Origin of the sequence: Micromonospora sp. WMMC415 (assembly GCF_009707425.1) — a bacterium.
In the GTDB taxonomy this organism is placed as follows: Bacteria; Actinomycetota; Actinomycetes; order Mycobacteriales; family Micromonosporaceae; genus Micromonospora.
In genome coordinates, this window is sequence record NZ_CP046104.1 from 3,491,877 (window position 1) to 3,507,971 (window position 16,095).

Genomic DNA, 16,095 nt, shown 5'->3' on the forward strand with positions numbered 1-16,095 from the left:
CGGGCGGGCGCGCGGACACCCGTGCCGGCCCGCGGGGAGTGCACCGGCTGGACGAAGGAGCAGGGTCATGACGGACATCCGGAGAGTGGTGACGGTGGCGTCGCTGACCGCCGCGCTCGCCCTCGGTGGCGCGCCCGCCGCGGCGTACGCGGGGCCGGCGGTGGACGCGGCGACCACGGCAGCCGAGGCACCCGGGGCGGCCACCTGCGCGGCCGCGCCGAGCACCCCGGCGAAGACACCGCTCGGCGGGTTCGTGCGCAGCACCGCCCACAACACGTGCAGCTCGTACGCGGTCTTCTGGCTGCTGCGCTACGAGCCCGGCGGGTGGCGGACGGTGCTGGAGCGGTGGATGGAGCCGCACACGACGGCGCGGCTCGACGTCGACTGCCGGGGAACCGGCCCGCACACCTACCGGTCCGTCATGTGGGACCCGAACATGATGGGTTACCTGGCGTCCCCGGACGTGGTGATCGCCTGCTGACCTCGGACCCTCCACCGACGCCCCGGCGTGCCCCGCGCGGTCCGCCGGGGCGCGCCCGCGCCGGCGGCCCGTCGTCATGCGGCGGCCGAACGGCCGGGTTACTCTGCGTGCTGATCCCATCACCTGTCATCGTCAACGAAAGGGGAACCCATGGTCGACCGTGAGCCGGTCGCGGAACCGTCCTTCGCCAGCGAGGGCTCCACGCCGACGCCCTGGTCCCGGGCGCACGAACGGTTGGCGGAGGCGGGCGAGTTCTACCTGTCCACCGTCCGGCCGGACGGCCGGCCGCACGCCGTGCCGCTGCTCGGGATGTGGCTGGACGGCGCCATGTACTTCTGCTCCAGCGAGTCCGCCCAGAAGGTCCGGAACCTGGCCGCCAACCCGCAGTGCGTCCTCACCGCCGCCGGTCCCGACCTCGATCTCTCGATCGAGGGCACCGCGTCCCGGGTCACCGACAAGGAGACCCTGGAACGGGTGGCCGACGGCTACGGGACGAAGCACGGCTGGCCGGTGACCGTCGTCGACGGTGGACTGGACGGCGACGGCATCGGCCCGGCGCCGTACGTCGTCTACGAGGTGACTCCGGCGAAGGTGATCGGCATGGACAAGGAGGCCGGCTTCAACGTGACCCGCTGGCGGTTCGCCTGAGTCTCAACTGAACGCGGGGCGGGGCGGCCGGGCGGTGCGACGCACCCACCAGTGCGCGACGGCCAGGTTCACCAGCCAGCTGAGCCAACCGGCCGCCTCGCCCAGGACGATCGGGTTCACGGTGACCCCGGTCAGCGCGGACGTCAGGACGAAGATCCGTCCCCACAGCGTCTGCAGGGCGAAGGCGATGCTGTACGCCATCCAGCGGCGGTGTTCCGTGAAGCGTCGCCGGCGGGCCATGTGCAGGCCGACCAGGCTCGTGACGATCCACCCCACGGCCGCCAGCGCACTGCCGAGCAGCCCGACCGGTACCGCGGCGAACGGCATGAGGGCGAGCCCGAGCAGGGCGGAGGGGACCGCACCGGCGATCACGTAGAGCCGCCCGCTGGTCCGGTGCACGGCCGGGTACCGCTGCCGCAGCCAGGGCCACACCTGCAGGCACACCGTCACCAGTGCGATCGTGCCGAAGAAGATGTGCGCCACCACGACCGCGTAGTGGGCCGGGAAGTCCTCGTTCAGCACGACCCGGGACCGGCTCGGGTCGAGGCCCAGGTACGGCGGCAGGACGAACAGGAGGAAGGCGGCGTTGAGCACCACCAGCGGCACCACCCACGGCCGTCGCCACCAGCGGGGGGCGGGCGGCCGGGTACCGGTCCGGCCCGGCGTGCGTGGTGGCTGGTCCGCCCGCCTCGCCGGGCCATTGACCTCTTCGACGTACCGGGTCACCGTGGGCTCCTCCCCGGTCCCGGACCGGCACCCGCCGCCGGGCCTGCCTCGACCTCACGTGCCGTCCCCACCGTAGGTTTCCGGTCACCGGTCGTGCTTCTTCCACAGTGCTCGGTTCGGAGAACGGTCCGGTGCCGCGTCTCGGCGTGATCCGGAACCGGCTCAGCCGGCCGTCGCCGCGCGGGGAGCGGCACCGGCCACCCGGGCCGTCACCGCGGCGGCGGACCGGCGGTGGTCGGCGGCCTCGTCGGGCCGCCCCAGCGCGGCGGCCAGGGCCGCGAGATGGTCGGCGACCGGGCCGAGGGTGAGCAGGCCGCAGCCGGCGCCGGCCAGTTCGTCGGCGGCGGGGAGCAGGTCGGCGTACGTCCGTCGCATCGCGGCGCGGTCGTCCAGGATGAGCGCGGCCCGGGCGGCGAGGCAGAGCCGCGCCTCGCGGAGCAGGTCGTGCGGCGACTCCGGCAGCGCGCGCAGCGCGTCGGCGGCGTCGGCGGGACGCTCGGCGGCGAGCAGCGTCAGCGGGCGGACCCACGGTTCGTGCGGCCCCCACGCGTACCCCCGCCACTCGTCCGCGTGCACCCGCAGCGGGTCCACCTCGGCGGTGACCGGGCCGGCCAGGCGCAGCGACAGCAGCGCCAGGGGCAGCAGGCCGTCGTCCATACCGGACATGCCGGCGGACCGCAGGCCCGACTCGGCGGCCCGGTACGCGGTCTCCGCCGCCGTCACGTCCCCGGTGACGGCGAGCCGCAGCGCGGCGTACCAGCGGGTGAACACGCCGACCAGCGGCAGGTCGTAGCGGTCAGCGAGCCGGTCGGCGGCGTCGGCGTGGGCGTCGGCGGCGTCGAGGTCGGCCAGCGCGCACCGCGCCTGGAGCAGGACGAGATGACCCAGGACCTCGAACGTCACCAGCTCGTGGCGGCGCGACAGGTCGACCAGTTCCGCCCCGACGGCGGCCCGCTGCGGGGCCAGGCCGGTCCGGGCGAACGTGTGCATGAAGCGGGCGTTGAGGGCGTACGCCAGCACCGACGGGTTCCCCAGGCGTCGGGCGACGGCCTCGGCCTCGTCGGCGGCGCGGCGTCCCCGGTCACCGGTGGTGCCCCGTACCTCCAGGGCGAGCGTGCTCAGGAGGCGGCTGCGCTGTTCGGGCCGGTCGGCGGGCAGGGCGGCCAGGGCCGGCCCGATGGCCTCGACGACGCGCCGGGACAGGTCCTCGTCGTCGTTGCGGGTCCAGATCGCCGGCACGTCGAAGGCGGTGAGCACCCGGGCGGTCAGCTCCGGGTCGCCGGTCCGCTCGGCGTCGGTGAGGGCGGCGGCGCGGTGCCGGCGCGCCTCGGCCAGATGTCCGGTCACGGCGAGCGTGCGGCCCAGTCCCGTCAACGACGCCAGCCGGGCGCCCGGGTCGTCGCCGCCGATCCGCTGCTGGGCGGCGAGCGCCTCCTGCCACCAGCGGGTCGCCTGGTGCGGGCGCGACAGCCGTTCGGCGCGTTCCGCCGCGGCGGCGGCGTACCGGGCGGCGCGTGCGGCGGTGGCGCGGGTGCCGGCCCGGGCGAAGTGGTGGGCGAGCGTGGTGACGTCGCCCGGGTGCAGGCGTTCGACGGCCTCACCGGCGGCGGTGTGCCAACGGGCACGCCGCGGCGCGGACACGTCGCCGTACAGGGTGTCCCGCACCAGGACGTGGGTGAACCGCAACCGTCCCTCGGTGCCCCGCTCGGTCAGCAGGTCGGCGCGGACGGCGGCGTCGACCGCGTCCAGGACCACCGTCTCGTCCCCGGCCAGCGCGGTGAGGATCTCCGGATCCAGGTCCCGGCCGAGGACGGAGGCCTGCCTCAGCACCGTCCGCGCCGCCTCGGGCAGCTGGGCCAGCCGGTGCCGGACGACGTCGCGGACACCGGCCGGGACGATGTCCAGCGCCGCCGTTCCTTCGGCGGCGAGCAGCCGCGCCAGTTCCCGGACGTAGAACGGGTTGCCGCCGGTGCGCCGGTGCAGCAGCCGCACGGTGGACGGGTCGACGTCGGCCCCGGTCACCGCCCGGGCGAGGTCCCCGGTGGCCGGCTCGTCGAGGCCGTCGAGGTACACCCGGACGGGTTCGATCCGGGCGAGCCGGGCCAGCGTGGCGGTCAGCCCCGGCCCGATCCCGGTGGCGCGGAAGACCCCGACAACGAGCACCGGACCGGTGACCGGCTCCGGCTCGGTCAGCAGCGCGGCCAGCAGGTCGAGGGTGTCCTCGTCGGCCCGGTGCAGGTCGTCGAGGACCAGGAGGACCGGTCTCCGCGCGGCCGCCGCCGTCACGAGCGCCACGGCGGCGCGGTGTCGCCGGAACCGGGCCAGCGCCGGATCGTCGGCGTGCGACACGACGGTGGGCCCGTCGGGCACCTCGGGCGCCAGCGCCTCGGCGACCTGGGTCCACGGCCAGGCCGCCGGCGCGCCCTCGTACTCCGGGTTCCGGCCCCAGGCGGTGGCCCAGCCGGCGGGTCCCAGCCGCGCGGTGAGCGCTTCGGCCAGGGCCGTCTTGCCCGCCCCGGGGCCGCCGGAGAGCAGGGCGATCGCCGGCCGGCGCCCGCGGACGACGTCCTCGGCCGCCTGGCGGAGCCGGGCCTGCTCCGCGTCCCGGCCCACCAGCCCGCCCGGCCGGCCGGCGCCGGCCGGCGCGCCCGCCGGGGTGCCGGTGGCGGGCACGGTCGTGGTGACCCGACCGGTCCCGGCTGCCGGCGCGGGGAGGTCCAGGCCGGGCGCCTGGGTCAGGATGTCGGTCTCCAACCGGCGCAGCCGGCGGCTCGGATCCAGGCCCAGCTCCGCCGCCAGGGTCTCGCGGGCGCGGCGCAGCGCCGCCAGCGCGTCCGCCTGCCGACCCGACCGGTACAGCGCGGTGGCCCACAACCGCCACGCGTCCTCGCGTAACGGGCGGGCGCTGACGTGCTGCTCCAACTCGACGGCCGCCTCGGCGGACCGCCCCAGCGCCAACAGGGCCTCGCCGCGCCGTTCCGTCGCCAGCATTCGCAGCTCGTCCAGCCGGTTGATCTCGCCGCGCGCCCAGGGTGTGTCGGCGAACTCCGCGTACGCCGGCCCCCGCCACCAGGCCAGGGCCTCGGCCAGGTGGTCCGCCGCCGACGCCGCGTCCCCCTCGGCCAGCGACCGGCCCGACCCGGTGACGGCCGCCTCGAACCGCCACGCGTCCACGGCGTCGGCCGGCACGCGGAGCAGGTACCCGGGCGGCGTGGTCACCAGCAGCCGCGCCGGCTGCCGTGCCGGGCGCCCGGGCTCGAGTGCCCGGCGCAGGTCCGCGACGAAGGTGCGGATCGCGGCGACGGCGCCGTCCCCGGGCGTCTCCCACAGGTCGCCGACGAGCCGGTCGACCGGCACGACCCGGCCCCGGGCCACCAGCAGGCGGGCCAGCACCGCCCGCTGCCGCGGGCCCTTGAGGGGTACGGGTCCCCGCCGGTCGGCCACCTCCAGCGGCCCCAGCACCCGGAACGTCACCGCCGGTGCCCCTGCCAGCCCGGTCATGGCACCCACCCTATGCGCCGCCGATCGGTGCGCCCGGCGCTGGTCACGGCACTCATCCGACGCTCATCGGCTGCTCATCCCCCGGGGGCAGTGTCGATCCCGGCCGGCACCGCGCCGGCCTCCGACACGATCCCGAGCAGAGAGGTGTCCCCGGTGAAGCCGAGGATCGAAGGTTTCGACCACCAGCGCGTCACGGTCGGCGACGGCATGACGCTCCACGCGGCGGTCGGCGGCTCCGGCAGCCCCGTCGTCCTGCTGCACGGCTTTCCGCAGACCCACCTCATGTGGCGGCACGTGGCCGCCGACCTCGCCGCCGACCACACCGTGATCTGCCCCGACCTGCGGGGGTACGGCGAGAGCGACAAGCCCGCGGCGACCGACCGGTCGGTCTACTCGAAGCGCACGATGGCCGCGGACGTGGTCGCCCTCGCCCGCGCGCTGGGCCACGACCGCTTCGCCCTGGCCGGCCACGACCGGGGAGCCCTGGTCGCCGTCCGCGCCGGTCTGGACCACCCCGACGTGGTCACCCACCTCGCCGCGCTGGACGTCCTGCCGACGCTGGACATGTGGGAGGTGATGCGCGGCACCTCCGCCGCGATCGGCTTCCACCTCTACCTGATGGCGCAACCTCCCGGCCTGCCCGAGCAGCTGATCGGGGCCAGCCCCGACGCCTTCTTCGGTCACTTCCTGGACGTGTGGACGCGTGACCCGGACGCCATCCCGGCGGACGTGCGGGACGCGTACCTGGCGGCCTCCCGGGCGGCGGTGCCGTCCATCGTCGCCGACTACCGGGCGTCCGCCGGCGTCGACGTCGAGCACGACGCCGCCGACCGCGCCGCCGGCACCCGCCTGCGGATGCCGGTGACCGTCCTGCAGCAGGACTGGGGAGCCGCCCTCGGCTTCGACGCCGCCGCCCGCTGGCGAGCGTGGGCGCCCGACCTGCGGCACACCACCGTCACCTGCGGCCACTTCATGGCGGAGGAGGCGCCCGCCGAGGTCGTCAAGGCCCTGCGGGCGCTGCTGGACCGGTAGGGCCGGGCGCGCCACGCGGCGAACCCGCCGGCCTGGGCTGGTCCACCACCGATCCGCCCCCGAACGCCCCCGCGCCGTCTGCGGGCGGGGTGTCCCGGTGACGGCGCGGCGGCGTTCGGGGGCGGACGACGACCGGATCGTGCGGTTCCCGCCGGTGTGGGAATGGTGGCTTCCGCGCGCCGTCTGACCCGTCGCGGTCGCCCCCCGGAACGGCGCGCCCACTGGCCGGCGCGGGGAGTGGTTAGGCTGCGCGCATGGCAGACGATGCCCTGCGGACCGGACCCACCGGGGTGGCGCCGCCGTCGCTGGACGAGCCGATCGTGGCGGCCGTCCGGCAGGTGCTGGCGGCGATCCCCGCCGGCTGCACGTGGCTGCTGCCGGTGGCGGGGCCCGACGACCAGGTCGTCGACTTCCGGATCGCGGCGACCAGTGACAAGGCGCGCGACGTCTACGGCCGGGGCGCCGGCCGGGTGGGGTCGCTGCTCAGCGAGCTGTATCCCACGATGGTCGGCGGACCGCTGTGGAAGGCGTACCTCCAGGTTCTGGCCACCGGCGTGCCGGACCGCCTGCCCGGCTTCCGGTACGAGGGCCGGCAGGCCGGTGTGGTCGCCGACTCGATGTTCGACGTCAGCGTGCACCGGGTCCTGGGTGGACTGCTGGTGTGGTGGCAGCGCCTCGACGAGTCCCGGCGCCGGCTGGAGCGTACGGAGCTCCTGGGCAGCCTGGGCTGGGCCGAGTACGACCTGGTGACCGGCCTCAGCGAATGGTCGCCGGGCATGTACCGGATCTTCGACCGGGACCCGGCTCTGGGGCCGATGTCCCGGGCCGAGCAGGCGGCCGCCGTCGTCGCCGAGGACGTGGGGCTGCGGGAGGCGGCCTGGCAGACGATGGACAGCGGCGTGGCCTCGGACGTCACCGTCCGGTTCCACACCGGCGACACGGTGAAGCACCTGCGGATCCTGTCCGACGTGGCGCGCGACGCCGGCCGCGCCCCGGTGAAGGTCTACGCCGTGGTGCAGGACGTGACGGCCCGGGTGGACTCGCAGACCGCCATCGAGCGGCTCAGCGACCAGTTGCGCAGCCGGGAGATGACCGCGCTGGCGGAGCATCGCCTCGCCGGACAGTTGCAGAATCTCATCCAACCCGTACCCCGCGAGCCGTTCCCGCTCGCCGGGCTGGAGGTGCTCGTCGGTTACCTGCCGGCGGAGAGCGCCGTCCGGGTGGGTGGCGACTGGTACCACGCGCAGACCCTGCCGGACGGGCTGGTCGCGCTGGCGGTGGGCGACGTCGCGGGGCACGGCCTGGACGCGGCCAGCGGCATGGCCCACCTGCGGTACGCGCTGGTGGCCTGGCTGTCGATCGGCATCCGCGACCCCGGGGTGCTGCTCGGTCACATGAACCGGCTCTGCGGTCAGCTGGCCGTCACCGGCACCGCCGTGGTCGGACTGTACGCCCCGGCGAGCCGTACGCTGTCCTGGGCGCGGGCGGGTCACATGGCTCCGCTGCTGTCCCGGGCCGGGGCGACGAGCGAACTGGACCGGCCGGCCGGGCTGCTGCTCGGGGCGGACGCGGGCGCCGCCTACCCGGTGGCCACCGTCCGGTTGCGCGGTGACGACCTGCTGCTGTTCTACACCGACGGGCTCGTCGAGCGCCGGGTGGGCGACAATCCGGACCTGCTCGCCCCGGTGCTCAGGGGGCTGTCGGCCGTGTCCCGGGAGCCGGGCCCGCAAACCCTGCCGCGGCTGCGCGAGGTGCTGCACCGGCCCAGCCCCGACGACGACACCTGCACCCTGGCCGTCCGCGTGCTGCCCTGACCGTCGTCACCGGCGGAAGCGGACGCGTACCAGGGTGCCCTCCGGACTCGCCGAGACGGTCACCTCGTCGCAGATGCGGGCGACGATCGCCAGGCCCCGCCCCCGGATGGCGTCGGCCGCGGGCATCTCCCCGGCGACGCTGCGCAGGCCGCCCCGGTCCACGACGTCGCAGACCACGTCGTCGGCCGCCGTCCACACGCGTACCAGGCCACCGCCCTCGGTGTGCTGCAACGTATTCGTCGCCAGCTCGCTGACCGCCAGCCCGAGCAGGTCGACCCGGGTGGGGGAGAGGCCGCCGGCGAGCGCCCGGGCGCGGACGAACGCGCGTACGGCCGCCAGGTCCTCCGGTCGGGCGTACGGCATCGACTCGGCCGGGGGCGAGGGTGCCGCGAGCTGGTGGTGGGCGGCGTCGCGCGCCGGTCGGCCGCTGGTCACCGCTGCTCCGAACCGTGATCGTCCGCCGGTTGGCGCAGCAGCTCGCCCACCCCGGTGAGGTCCAGGACGCGCGCGACACCGCCGACGGCGTTGACCACGTACAGCCGGCCGCCGGCGGCGAGTGCCGCGTGGTGGGCGGTGACCAGGCCGTGCACGCCGCTGGAGTCGAGGAAGTCCAGGCCGGCCGCGTCGACCACCACGACGGGGCTGTCGGCCACCGCCGCCAGCAGCACGGACGTCAACCGCTCGCGGACGGCGAGGTCGCACTCGCCGGACAACCACACCGTGACACGCCCGGCGTCGCTGGACGTCGTCGCCTCGAAACGCGCCATGCGGCAGCTCGCCCTCCCTGAACGGCGACCGTGGCCGTTCGGGGACATGATGTCATTCACCGGCGCGCCGTTGCGGCCCGCGGCGACCGCTGGTCAGGAACTGTCCGCTTCACGACCTGCCGGCCGCCCGGTGGCGCGACGGATCGGGCCCTCCGCGCGCGGAGGGCCCGATCACCGTCCCGGTCAGGCGCGGGACCACTTCTGGTTGGCGCCGCCGGTGCAGTCCCACAACTGGAGCCGGCCGCCGTTGGCGCTGACCCAGTCCCGGACGTCCACGCACCGGTTGGAGCTGAGGTTGACGAGGTCGCCCGAGCCGTTGAGGGTGAACCGTTGCGCCGGGTTTCCGTTGCAGCTGACCAGGTTGACCTCGGTACCGTTCGCCGTGCCGGCCCACGCCGGGTCCATGCACTTGCCCATGGCCCGCACCGTGCCGTCGGTGGCGAACGTCCACGCCTGGGCGGCGGTGGTGTTGCAGTCCCAGATCTGCAGCTTGGCGCCCTCGACCGGGTTCGCGCCGGGAATGTCGACGCAGCGGCCGCTGTGCTGGCCACGGATGCGCGTGGTGGTGCCGCCGCCCGAGGTGTAGCCCGAGACGCGGACGTAGTCGACGAGCATCTGCTGCGGGAACTGGGTCGAGGCGTCCGGGTAGCCGGGCCAGTTTCCGCCGACCGCCACGTTCAGGATCATGAAGAACGGGTGGTCGAACACCCACCGGTTACCCCCGAGCCGGCTCGGGTCGACGCGGTGGTACTCGACGCCGTCGAGGTACCAGATGATCGAGTTGGGCTCCCAGTCCACCCGGTAGGTGTGGAAGGCGTCGGCCAGCGGCTGGCCGATGGTGCGGCTGCCGGTGATGCCCCCACCGCCGGAGTACCCCGGGCCGTGGATGGTGCCGTAGACCGTGTTCGGCTCCCGGCCGATGTTCTCCATGATGTCGATCTCGCCGGCGGCCGGCCAGCCGACGCTGCCCATGTCGTTGCCGAGCATCCAGAACGCGGGCCAGATGCCCTGCCCGCGCGGGACTTTGATGTGGGCCTCGAAGCGGCCGTACGCCTGGGTGAACGTGGCGGCGGTGAGCAGCCGGGCGGAGGTGTACTCGCACCGGCCGTAGTGGCACTGGTAGTTGGCCGGGTTCTCGCGGCGTGCCGTGATGACGAGGTTGCCCTGGCCGTCGTGCACGGCGTTGCTGGTGCTGTTGGTGTAGTACTGCCGTTCGTTGTTGCCCCAGCCGTGGCCGCCGATGTCGAACCGCCACCGGCTCTGGTCGACCGGCGTGCCGGCGGGGGCGTTGAACTCGTCCTGCCAGGTGATCCCGCCGATGGCGGCTGTGGCCGGGCCGGCGGGCGCGGGCAGGACGAGGGACGCGGCGAGTGTGACGGCGGCGACGGCGGCGACGAGCAGTCGCCGCCCGAGGGGACGGGCTCTGCGCATGGGGATCTCCGTGGTCGGTGGTGGACGTCGGTCTGTGCACGGGCCTCCACCGCGGCGCGCCGTCACCGTGGAGAGGGGCCTGAGAGCGCTCTCCTGAGCGAAGTCTGTCGATGCCCGAAACATCTGTCAAGACTGTTACCAATGCATGTCCGGCCGGCGTCCGGGACGCATGGCCGATTCGGCTCCGGGTACGCGTCGAGCGGCCGCAGCACGCCACGCGGCCGGAGTGTCGGCAGCCGCCGGGAAGGGGTGGACCACGATGAAGGTCCGCAGCTCGCTGCGTTCGTTGACGAGGAAGATGAACTCGATCGTGGTGCGCCGTCGCGGTCGGGTCTACGTCATCAACAAGGCCGATCCGCGACAGAAGGCCCGACAGGGCTGAGCCGCGCCGCCACGACACCCGCGCCGGCGGTGCCGTCCGCCGGGCCGTCGCTACCGGTCGAGCTTGCGCCGGTCCTCGCGGACCGCGTACCGGATGGCACGGATGGTCGCGTCCGGCGCGAAGATCAGCGCGTACCAGCGGTCGAGCATCGCGCGGAGTTCGGCCACCGTCAGCTGGAGCCGGCGGGCCCGTTCGTCGGACGCCCGCAGCAGTTCCCGTGCGGACTGTGCCTCCGCCTCCAGTTCGGTCACCCGCGCGCGCATCGGCTGCACCAGCGTCAGGGCGGTGTCGGTGAGCATGTCCGCCGCCTCGGCCCGGAACTTGCCGCGCTGCACCATCACGGCGGCGATGGCGGCCAGGCCGCCGGCACCACCGAGGACGCCGAGGACCGACAGCACGATCTGCACCCAGTGGGGAGCGGCGTTGGTCGCGGGTGAGGGTGTCACGGGAGCCTGCCGAAGGTGTTGCCGGGATAAGGTTGCCGCGGCCGGGCCAGGACACGGAGGTCACGCACGATCTCCGCCGACCGCCACCACGACCCGATCGCCACCGCGGTGACGAACGACGCGGCCGCGACGGCCATCCGGCCGGAGAACGCCGCCAGCGAGACCGCGTACATGCCCGCGAGGGTGCCGAGCATCAGCATCGACGCCAGTTCGATGCCCAGAGCGGTGGAACACCGGCCCGGCCACAGCAGCCCGGCGAGCCCGACCAGCCCGGCCACGACCAGCCCGAGCTCCCAGCCCAGGCGAACCGGCCCCGGCATGGCCACCTCCACCGACGGTGGGCGGACCTCCAGGGTGATCATCAGGACGCCGCACACGGGAGCGGTGACGACGACCGCGTTCTGGAACGGTTGTCGGTTACGCCAGATCCGCATCTTCGGCACCGCGGCTCCTCCCGCCGGATCCGCCGCCGCCCGGCCTGCTCCGAAGGGTCGGCTCGCGCGGTAACGGGATGTGACGGCTCGCGTCGTTGGTGGCCGGTACTCAAGTCATATCACCCGCACGCGTGGCCACCAAGTGTCAAGACCCGACAATGCGCAGGTCAAGAGCGTTCTGGCGGGGGCGAGCAGGCCGCCGCCGGCGCCGTCGGCCGGGGTTGCGCCACGTCGCTGACCGTCACGGAGCGTCGATGATGGACGGGTGCGGTGCGTGCGATGTGGAGGGGCCCAGGGTCGGTTGTCGAGGCCCTCGACCGAGGACGTCGACCCCCGGCCCTAACCGAGGAGGTCCAGGGTGGGCAGCGGCAGCCCGGGCAGCGACGATTCGGCCGGATCCGAGCTCAGGTCCGGCAGGACCGGCAGTTCGGGCAACGGCACCACGACCAGCGGCGACGAGGACGGCCGTGGCGACGGCGGCGGCGTCGACGTCGGTGCCTGCGGTCCGGTGCCGCCCGGGGGCGACGGCGACGTCGTGGTCGGCGTGGGCGACGGGCCGGGGGCCGCGGGCGTCGGCACCGTGCCGGCCGGCGCGGGGCGCAGCGCGTCGATCTCCGCGGCGAGGCGGCGGGCGGTGGACGGGTCGTCGACCGACGCGAGGCGCCGCCGTGCCTCGTCGAGCAGGTTCCGTGCCTCGTCCGGGCGGCCGGCGGCGAGGGCGGACCGGGCCTGCCGGATCGTGTCCTCGATCAGCCGGACCTCGGCCCGCTCCGGGTGCAGCACCTGGGTCAGCGCCCACAACGGACTGCTCGGCCCCGCCTCGCGGCTGCCGATCCCGAGCCCGGTGACGACGCCGGCGAGCACGACGGCGGCGGCCGCGACCCGGACGAGCGGCCGTCCGAGCCGTACCCGTCGGGGCGACGCCGGCGGGAGCGCGGGCACCGCGGGGCGGACCGGCTGCTCGTCGACCGCGTCGCCGAGGTCGTCACGCCAGGCGGCCAGCATGGTGGCGAGGTCGTCCCCCTCCGGCGCCGGGTCACCGCGGCCGAGCGCGTCGAGCAGCTCGTCGTCCCGGGCGATCGCCGCCAGGTCGATCTCGCCGCCGCTCTCCGGCGTCCGCCCGCTCATGCCGCCACCTCGCCAAACGCGTCGCCTGCCAGGGTACGGAGGCGGGCCAGCGCCCGGGACTGGGCCATCCGTACCGCCGCCGCCGTCATCCCGACGATCGTGCCCACCTCGTCGGCGGAGAGCCCGACCGCGACCCGGAGGAGGACGATCTCGCGCTGCATCTCGGGCAGCCGGTCGAGCAGCTCGGACAACCGGCGGGCCAGGTCGGTGGCGACCGCCCGCTGCTCCGGGCCCGGATCCGCGTCCGGGTGCTCCGGTGGCGCGTCGTCGGCCGTGACGGTGGCGGCGCGTACGGCGGCGCGGTGGGCGTCGGCGACCTTGTGCGCGGCGATGGCGTAGACGAACGCCGAGAACGGCCGCCCCTGATCCCGGTAGTTCGGCAGGGCCCGCAGCACCGCGAGGCAGATCTCCTGGGCGACGTCGTCCGCGGTGGTGTACGCCCCGCCGATGCGGCCCAGCCGGGCCCGGCAGTAGCGCACCAGCCCCGGGCGGAGGCCGGCGAGCAACGCCGCGACGGCGGCGCTGTCACGGCGGGCCGCCCGGCGGACGAGTTCGGCCTCGGGCTCGGTCGTCGTCGTCATCGGATTGGAAGACACCTCTGTTACCGGCGAGTTAACCGGCACGCTATCGAGCCCGGCCCGGTTTGCCTAGCCCGACCAGGGTGGCCGCATGGCTGCGCAAAGTAGTTGTTGCGTTCGGGCCGACGGCCGCGATGTCTCCAGTAGCGAGGTGGGGAGGCGACGTGGGCGTCGAAGTGGCCGTACGGGGACTGACGAAGTCCTTCGGTGGTCAGCCGGTCTGGTCGGACATCAGCCTGACCCTGCCGGCCGGCGAGATCTCGGTGCTGCTCGGCCCGTCCGGCACCGGGAAGTCGGTGTTCCTCAAGACCCTGGTGGGGCTGCTCCGGCCCGACCGGGGGGACATCCTGATCGAGGGCCGCAACCTGCCCCGGCTGCCGGAGCGCGAGCTGTACGAGGTGCGGAAGCTGTTCGGCGTCCTGTTCCAGGACGGCGCGCTGTTCGGCTCGATGACCATCTACGACAACGTGGCCTTCCCGCTGCGCGAGCACACCCGCCGGTCGGAGTCGGAGATCCGGACGGTGGTCACCGAGAAGCTCGACATGGTGGGCCTGGTCGGCGCCGAGAAGAAGCTGCCGGGGGAGATCTCCGGCGGGATGCGCAAGCGGGCCGGGCTGGCCCGGGCGCTCGTCCTCGACCCGCAGATCGTGCTCTTCGACGAACCCGACTCCGGGCTCGACCCGGTCCGCACCGCCTACCTGAACCAGCTCATCATCGACCTCAACCAGCGGACCGAGGCGACGTTCCTGATCGTCACCCACGACATCAACACCGCCCGGACGGTCCCGGACAACATCGGCCTGATCTACCACGGTCACCTGGCCATGTTCGGGCCCCGGGAGATGCTGCTGTCCAGCACCGAGCCGGTGGTGCGGCAGTTCCTCAACGCCCAGCGGATCGGCCCGATCGGCATGGCCGAGGAGAAGGACGCCGAGGAGTTGCGGGCCGAGGCGCAGGCCGGTGCCGAGCTGCCGCCGCTGCCACCCATCCCGCCGCAGCTCCAACCGTCCGACGGGCGGCGGCGGCGAGCCGAACGACCACCCGGCCAGTGGTGCCGCGACCACGGTGTCGTCCCGCCGCCCGGCTCCTTCGCCGGGCCGGACGGCCGGCCGAGCCTCGAACCGCCGGTCCTCACCCGCGACGGGGCGCCCGGATGAGCGGCACGGCGGTCCTGCGCGAGACCGGCCACTTCTTCGCCTTCTGCCTGGACACCCTCCGGGGACTGGGCCGGCGACCCGTGCAGGTCCGCGAGTTCGTCCAGCAGGCCTGGTTCATCAGCTCGGTGTCGATCCTGCCGGCGGCGCTCGTCTCGATCCCGTTCGGCGCGGTGATCGCGCTCCAGCTCGGCTCCCTGGTACGCCAGCTCGGCGCGCAGTCCTTCACCGGCGCCGCGTCGGTCCTGGCCGTCGTCCGCGAGGCCGGGCCGATCGTGACCGCGCTGGTGATCGCCGGCGCCGGTGGCTCCGCGATCTGCGCCGACCTCGGCTCCCGCCGCATCCGGGAGGAGCTCGACGCGATGCAGGTGCTCGGCATCGACCCGATCCACCGGCTGGTGGTGCCGCGCGTGCTCGCCTCGATGCTGGTGGCCGTGCTGCTCAACGGCCTGGTCAGCGTCGTCGGGGTCAGCGGCGGCTACCTGTTCAACGTGGTCATGCAGGGCGGCACGCCGGGCGCGTACCTGGCCAGCTTCCAGGCCCTCGGACAACTGCCCGACCTGCTGGTGGGCGAGGTGAAGGCGCTGCTGTTCGGCGCCGCCGCCGCGCTGATCGCCTCCTACAAGGGAATGACCGCCAAGGGCGGCCCGAAGGGCGTCGGCGACGCGGTGAACCAGAGCGTCGTGCTCACGTTCATGGCGCTGTTCGCCCTGAACTTCGTGGTCACCGCCGTGTACTTCCAGGTCGTACCGCAGAAGGGGAGCTGACGTGCCGGCGCTGCGACACCTCGACGACCTCGGCGGGCAGCTCGCCTTCTACGTGCGGGCGTTCGCCTGGACGCCGCGCACCGTACGCCGGTACAAGCGGGAGGTCGTCCGCCTCCTCGCCGAGGTCAGCTTCGGTACCGGGGCGCTGGCGGTGCTCGGTGGGACGGTGGGCGTCATCTGCTTCCTCACCTTCTTCACCGGCACCGAGGTGGGACTCCAGGGCTACCAGGCGCTCAACCAGATCGGCAGCAGCGCCTTCACCGGCTTCATTTCCGCGTACTTCAACACCCGGGAGATCTCGCCCCTGGTGGCGGCGCTGGCCCTGTCGGCGACGGTGGGCTGCGGGTTCACCGCACAGCTCGGCGCGATGCGCATCTCCGAGGAGGTCGACGCGCTGGAGGTGATGGCGGTGCCCTCGCTGCCGTTCCTGGTCACCACCCGGATGATCGCCGGGTTCATCGCGGTCGTCCCGCTGTACGTGATCGGGCTGCTCTCCAGCTACCTCGCCACCCGGACCATCGCGGTGTCCTACTTCGGGCAGTCGGCCGGCACGTACGACTACTACTTCCACCTGTTCCTGCCGCCCGGGGACGTGCTGTGGTCCTTCGGCAAGGTGCTGGTCTTCAGCGTGATCGTCGTCCTGGTCCACTGCTACTACGGCTACACCGCCAGCGGCGGGCCGGCCGGCGTGGGCATCGCCGTCGGCCGCGCCGTCCGCCTGGCCATCGTGGCCGTCAACATCGTGGACTTCTTCCTGTCGCTGGCCATCTGGGGCGCGACCACCACCGTCCGGATCGCGGGGTGAC

17 protein-coding genes are annotated in these 16,095 nt (G+C 74.3%); 8 read left to right on the top strand and 9 right to left on the bottom strand.

Translation table 11 applies throughout. The features are described from left to right. Positions 1 to 67 precede the first annotated feature (67 nt). On the top strand, positions 68 to 481 hold the full coding sequence (locus GKC29_RS16475) for a hypothetical protein (protein WP_155331675.1): 414 nt from the start codon (positions 68 to 70) through the stop codon (positions 479 to 481). A 150-nt stretch (positions 482 to 631) separates the two neighbouring features. Next, on the top strand, positions 632 to 1,129 hold the full coding sequence (locus tag GKC29_RS16480) for a pyridoxamine 5'-phosphate oxidase family protein (RefSeq protein ID WP_155331676.1): 498 nt from the start codon (positions 632 to 634) through the stop codon (positions 1,127 to 1,129). Positions 1,130 to 1,132: 3 nt separating this feature from the next. Here the strand turns inward: GKC29_RS16480 and GKC29_RS16485 are convergent, their stop codons facing one another. Beyond that, entirely contained in the window at positions 1,133 to 1,855 is a 723-nt protein-coding gene (locus tag GKC29_RS16485) for a DUF2306 domain-containing protein (protein WP_230688651.1), read from the bottom strand. Between the two features lie 162 nt (positions 1,856 to 2,017). After that, positions 2,018 to 5,356 (bottom strand): BTAD domain-containing putative transcriptional regulator, encoded by a 3,339-nt coding sequence (locus tag GKC29_RS16490; RefSeq protein ID WP_155331677.1) that lies wholly within the window; start codon positions 5,354 to 5,356, stop codon positions 2,018 to 2,020. Positions 5,357 to 5,509: 153 nt separating this feature from the next. Here GKC29_RS16490 and GKC29_RS16495 point away from each other — a divergent pair, with 153 nt between their 5' ends. Continuing rightward, positions 5,510 to 6,388, top strand: a complete 879-nt coding sequence (locus GKC29_RS16495) for an alpha/beta fold hydrolase (RefSeq protein ID WP_196255632.1) — start codon at positions 5,510 to 5,512, stop codon at positions 6,386 to 6,388. Between the two features lie 254 nt (positions 6,389 to 6,642). Next, complete coding sequence (locus tag GKC29_RS16500; RefSeq protein WP_155331678.1) at positions 6,643 to 8,202, top strand: PP2C family protein-serine/threonine phosphatase; 1,560 nt, start codon at positions 6,643 to 6,645, stop codon at positions 8,200 to 8,202. Between the two features lie 6 nt (positions 8,203 to 8,208). Here GKC29_RS16500 and GKC29_RS16505 read toward each other — a convergent pair whose 3' ends face one another. The 3 genes from GKC29_RS16505 to GKC29_RS16515 all read right to left on the bottom strand — a co-directional run bounded on the left by GKC29_RS16505 (position 8,209) and on the right by GKC29_RS16515 (position 10,400). Continuing rightward, positions 8,209 to 8,637 carry an ATP-binding protein gene (locus tag GKC29_RS16505; protein WP_230688652.1) on the bottom strand — a complete coding sequence of 143 codons (429 nt, stop codon included), beginning with the start codon at positions 8,635 to 8,637 and terminating at the stop codon, positions 8,209 to 8,211. Further along, positions 8,634 to 8,969 carry an STAS domain-containing protein gene (locus GKC29_RS16510; RefSeq protein ID WP_155331679.1) on the bottom strand — a complete coding sequence of 112 codons (336 nt, stop codon included), beginning with the start codon at positions 8,967 to 8,969 and terminating at the stop codon, positions 8,634 to 8,636. The genes GKC29_RS16505 and GKC29_RS16510 overlap by 4 nt, the downstream gene beginning before the upstream one ends. Positions 8,970 to 9,152: 183 nt before the next feature. Next, a complete protein-coding gene (locus GKC29_RS16515) occupies positions 9,153 to 10,400 on the bottom strand; it encodes a glycoside hydrolase family 16 protein (RefSeq protein ID WP_155331680.1) in 1,248 nt (415 codons plus the stop codon). Positions 10,401 to 10,659: 259 nt separating this feature from the next. Here GKC29_RS16515 and rpmJ point away from each other — a divergent pair, with 259 nt between their 5' ends. Then, complete coding sequence (gene rpmJ / locus GKC29_RS16520; protein ID WP_155331681.1) at positions 10,660 to 10,782, top strand: 50S ribosomal protein L36; 123 nt, start codon at positions 10,660 to 10,662, stop codon at positions 10,780 to 10,782. 50 nt (positions 10,783 to 10,832) lie between these two features. On the opposite strand, the gene GKC29_RS16525 is transcribed toward rpmJ, so the two are convergent. From GKC29_RS16525 to shbA, 4 genes are all read right to left on the bottom strand, one after another. Beyond that, positions 10,833 to 11,180 carry a hypothetical protein gene (locus tag GKC29_RS16525; protein WP_155334181.1) on the bottom strand — a complete coding sequence of 116 codons (348 nt, stop codon included), beginning with the start codon at positions 11,178 to 11,180 and terminating at the stop codon, positions 10,833 to 10,835. Positions 11,181 to 11,224: 44 nt separating this feature from the next. After that, complete coding sequence (locus GKC29_RS16530) at positions 11,225 to 11,671, bottom strand: hypothetical protein (protein WP_155331682.1); 447 nt, start codon at positions 11,669 to 11,671, stop codon at positions 11,225 to 11,227. A gap of 330 nt (positions 11,672 to 12,001) precedes the next feature. Further along, positions 12,002 to 12,790: an anti-sigma-D factor RsdA gene (locus tag GKC29_RS16535; RefSeq protein WP_155331683.1), complete on the bottom strand. Its 789-nt coding sequence runs from the start codon at positions 12,788 to 12,790 to the stop codon at positions 12,002 to 12,004. Then, positions 12,787 to 13,371 (bottom strand): RNA polymerase sigma factor ShbA, encoded by a 585-nt coding sequence (gene shbA / locus GKC29_RS16540; RefSeq protein ID WP_155331684.1) that lies wholly within the window; start codon positions 13,369 to 13,371, stop codon positions 12,787 to 12,789. Before shbA ends, GKC29_RS16535 begins: the two co-directional genes overlap by 4 nt. A gap of 161 nt (positions 13,372 to 13,532) precedes the next feature. Here shbA and GKC29_RS16545 point away from each other — a divergent pair, with 161 nt between their 5' ends. The 3 genes from GKC29_RS16545 to GKC29_RS16555 are packed head-to-tail and all read left to right on the top strand — an operon-like array spanning position 13,533 to position 16,094. Beyond that, positions 13,533 to 14,525 (top strand): ABC transporter ATP-binding protein, encoded by a 993-nt coding sequence (locus GKC29_RS16545; protein WP_155331685.1) that lies wholly within the window; start codon positions 13,533 to 13,535, stop codon positions 14,523 to 14,525. Beyond that, positions 14,522 to 15,289 (top strand): ABC transporter permease, encoded by a 768-nt coding sequence (locus tag GKC29_RS16550; protein WP_155331686.1) that lies wholly within the window; start codon positions 14,522 to 14,524, stop codon positions 15,287 to 15,289. Before GKC29_RS16545 ends, GKC29_RS16550 begins: the two co-directional genes overlap by 4 nt. 10 nt (positions 15,290 to 15,299) lie before the next feature. Then, positions 15,300 to 16,094, top strand: coding sequence for an ABC transporter permease (locus GKC29_RS16555; RefSeq protein WP_196255924.1), 795 nt, complete (start codon positions 15,300 to 15,302; stop codon positions 16,092 to 16,094). The last annotated feature ends 1 nt before the right edge of the window (position 16,095 follow it).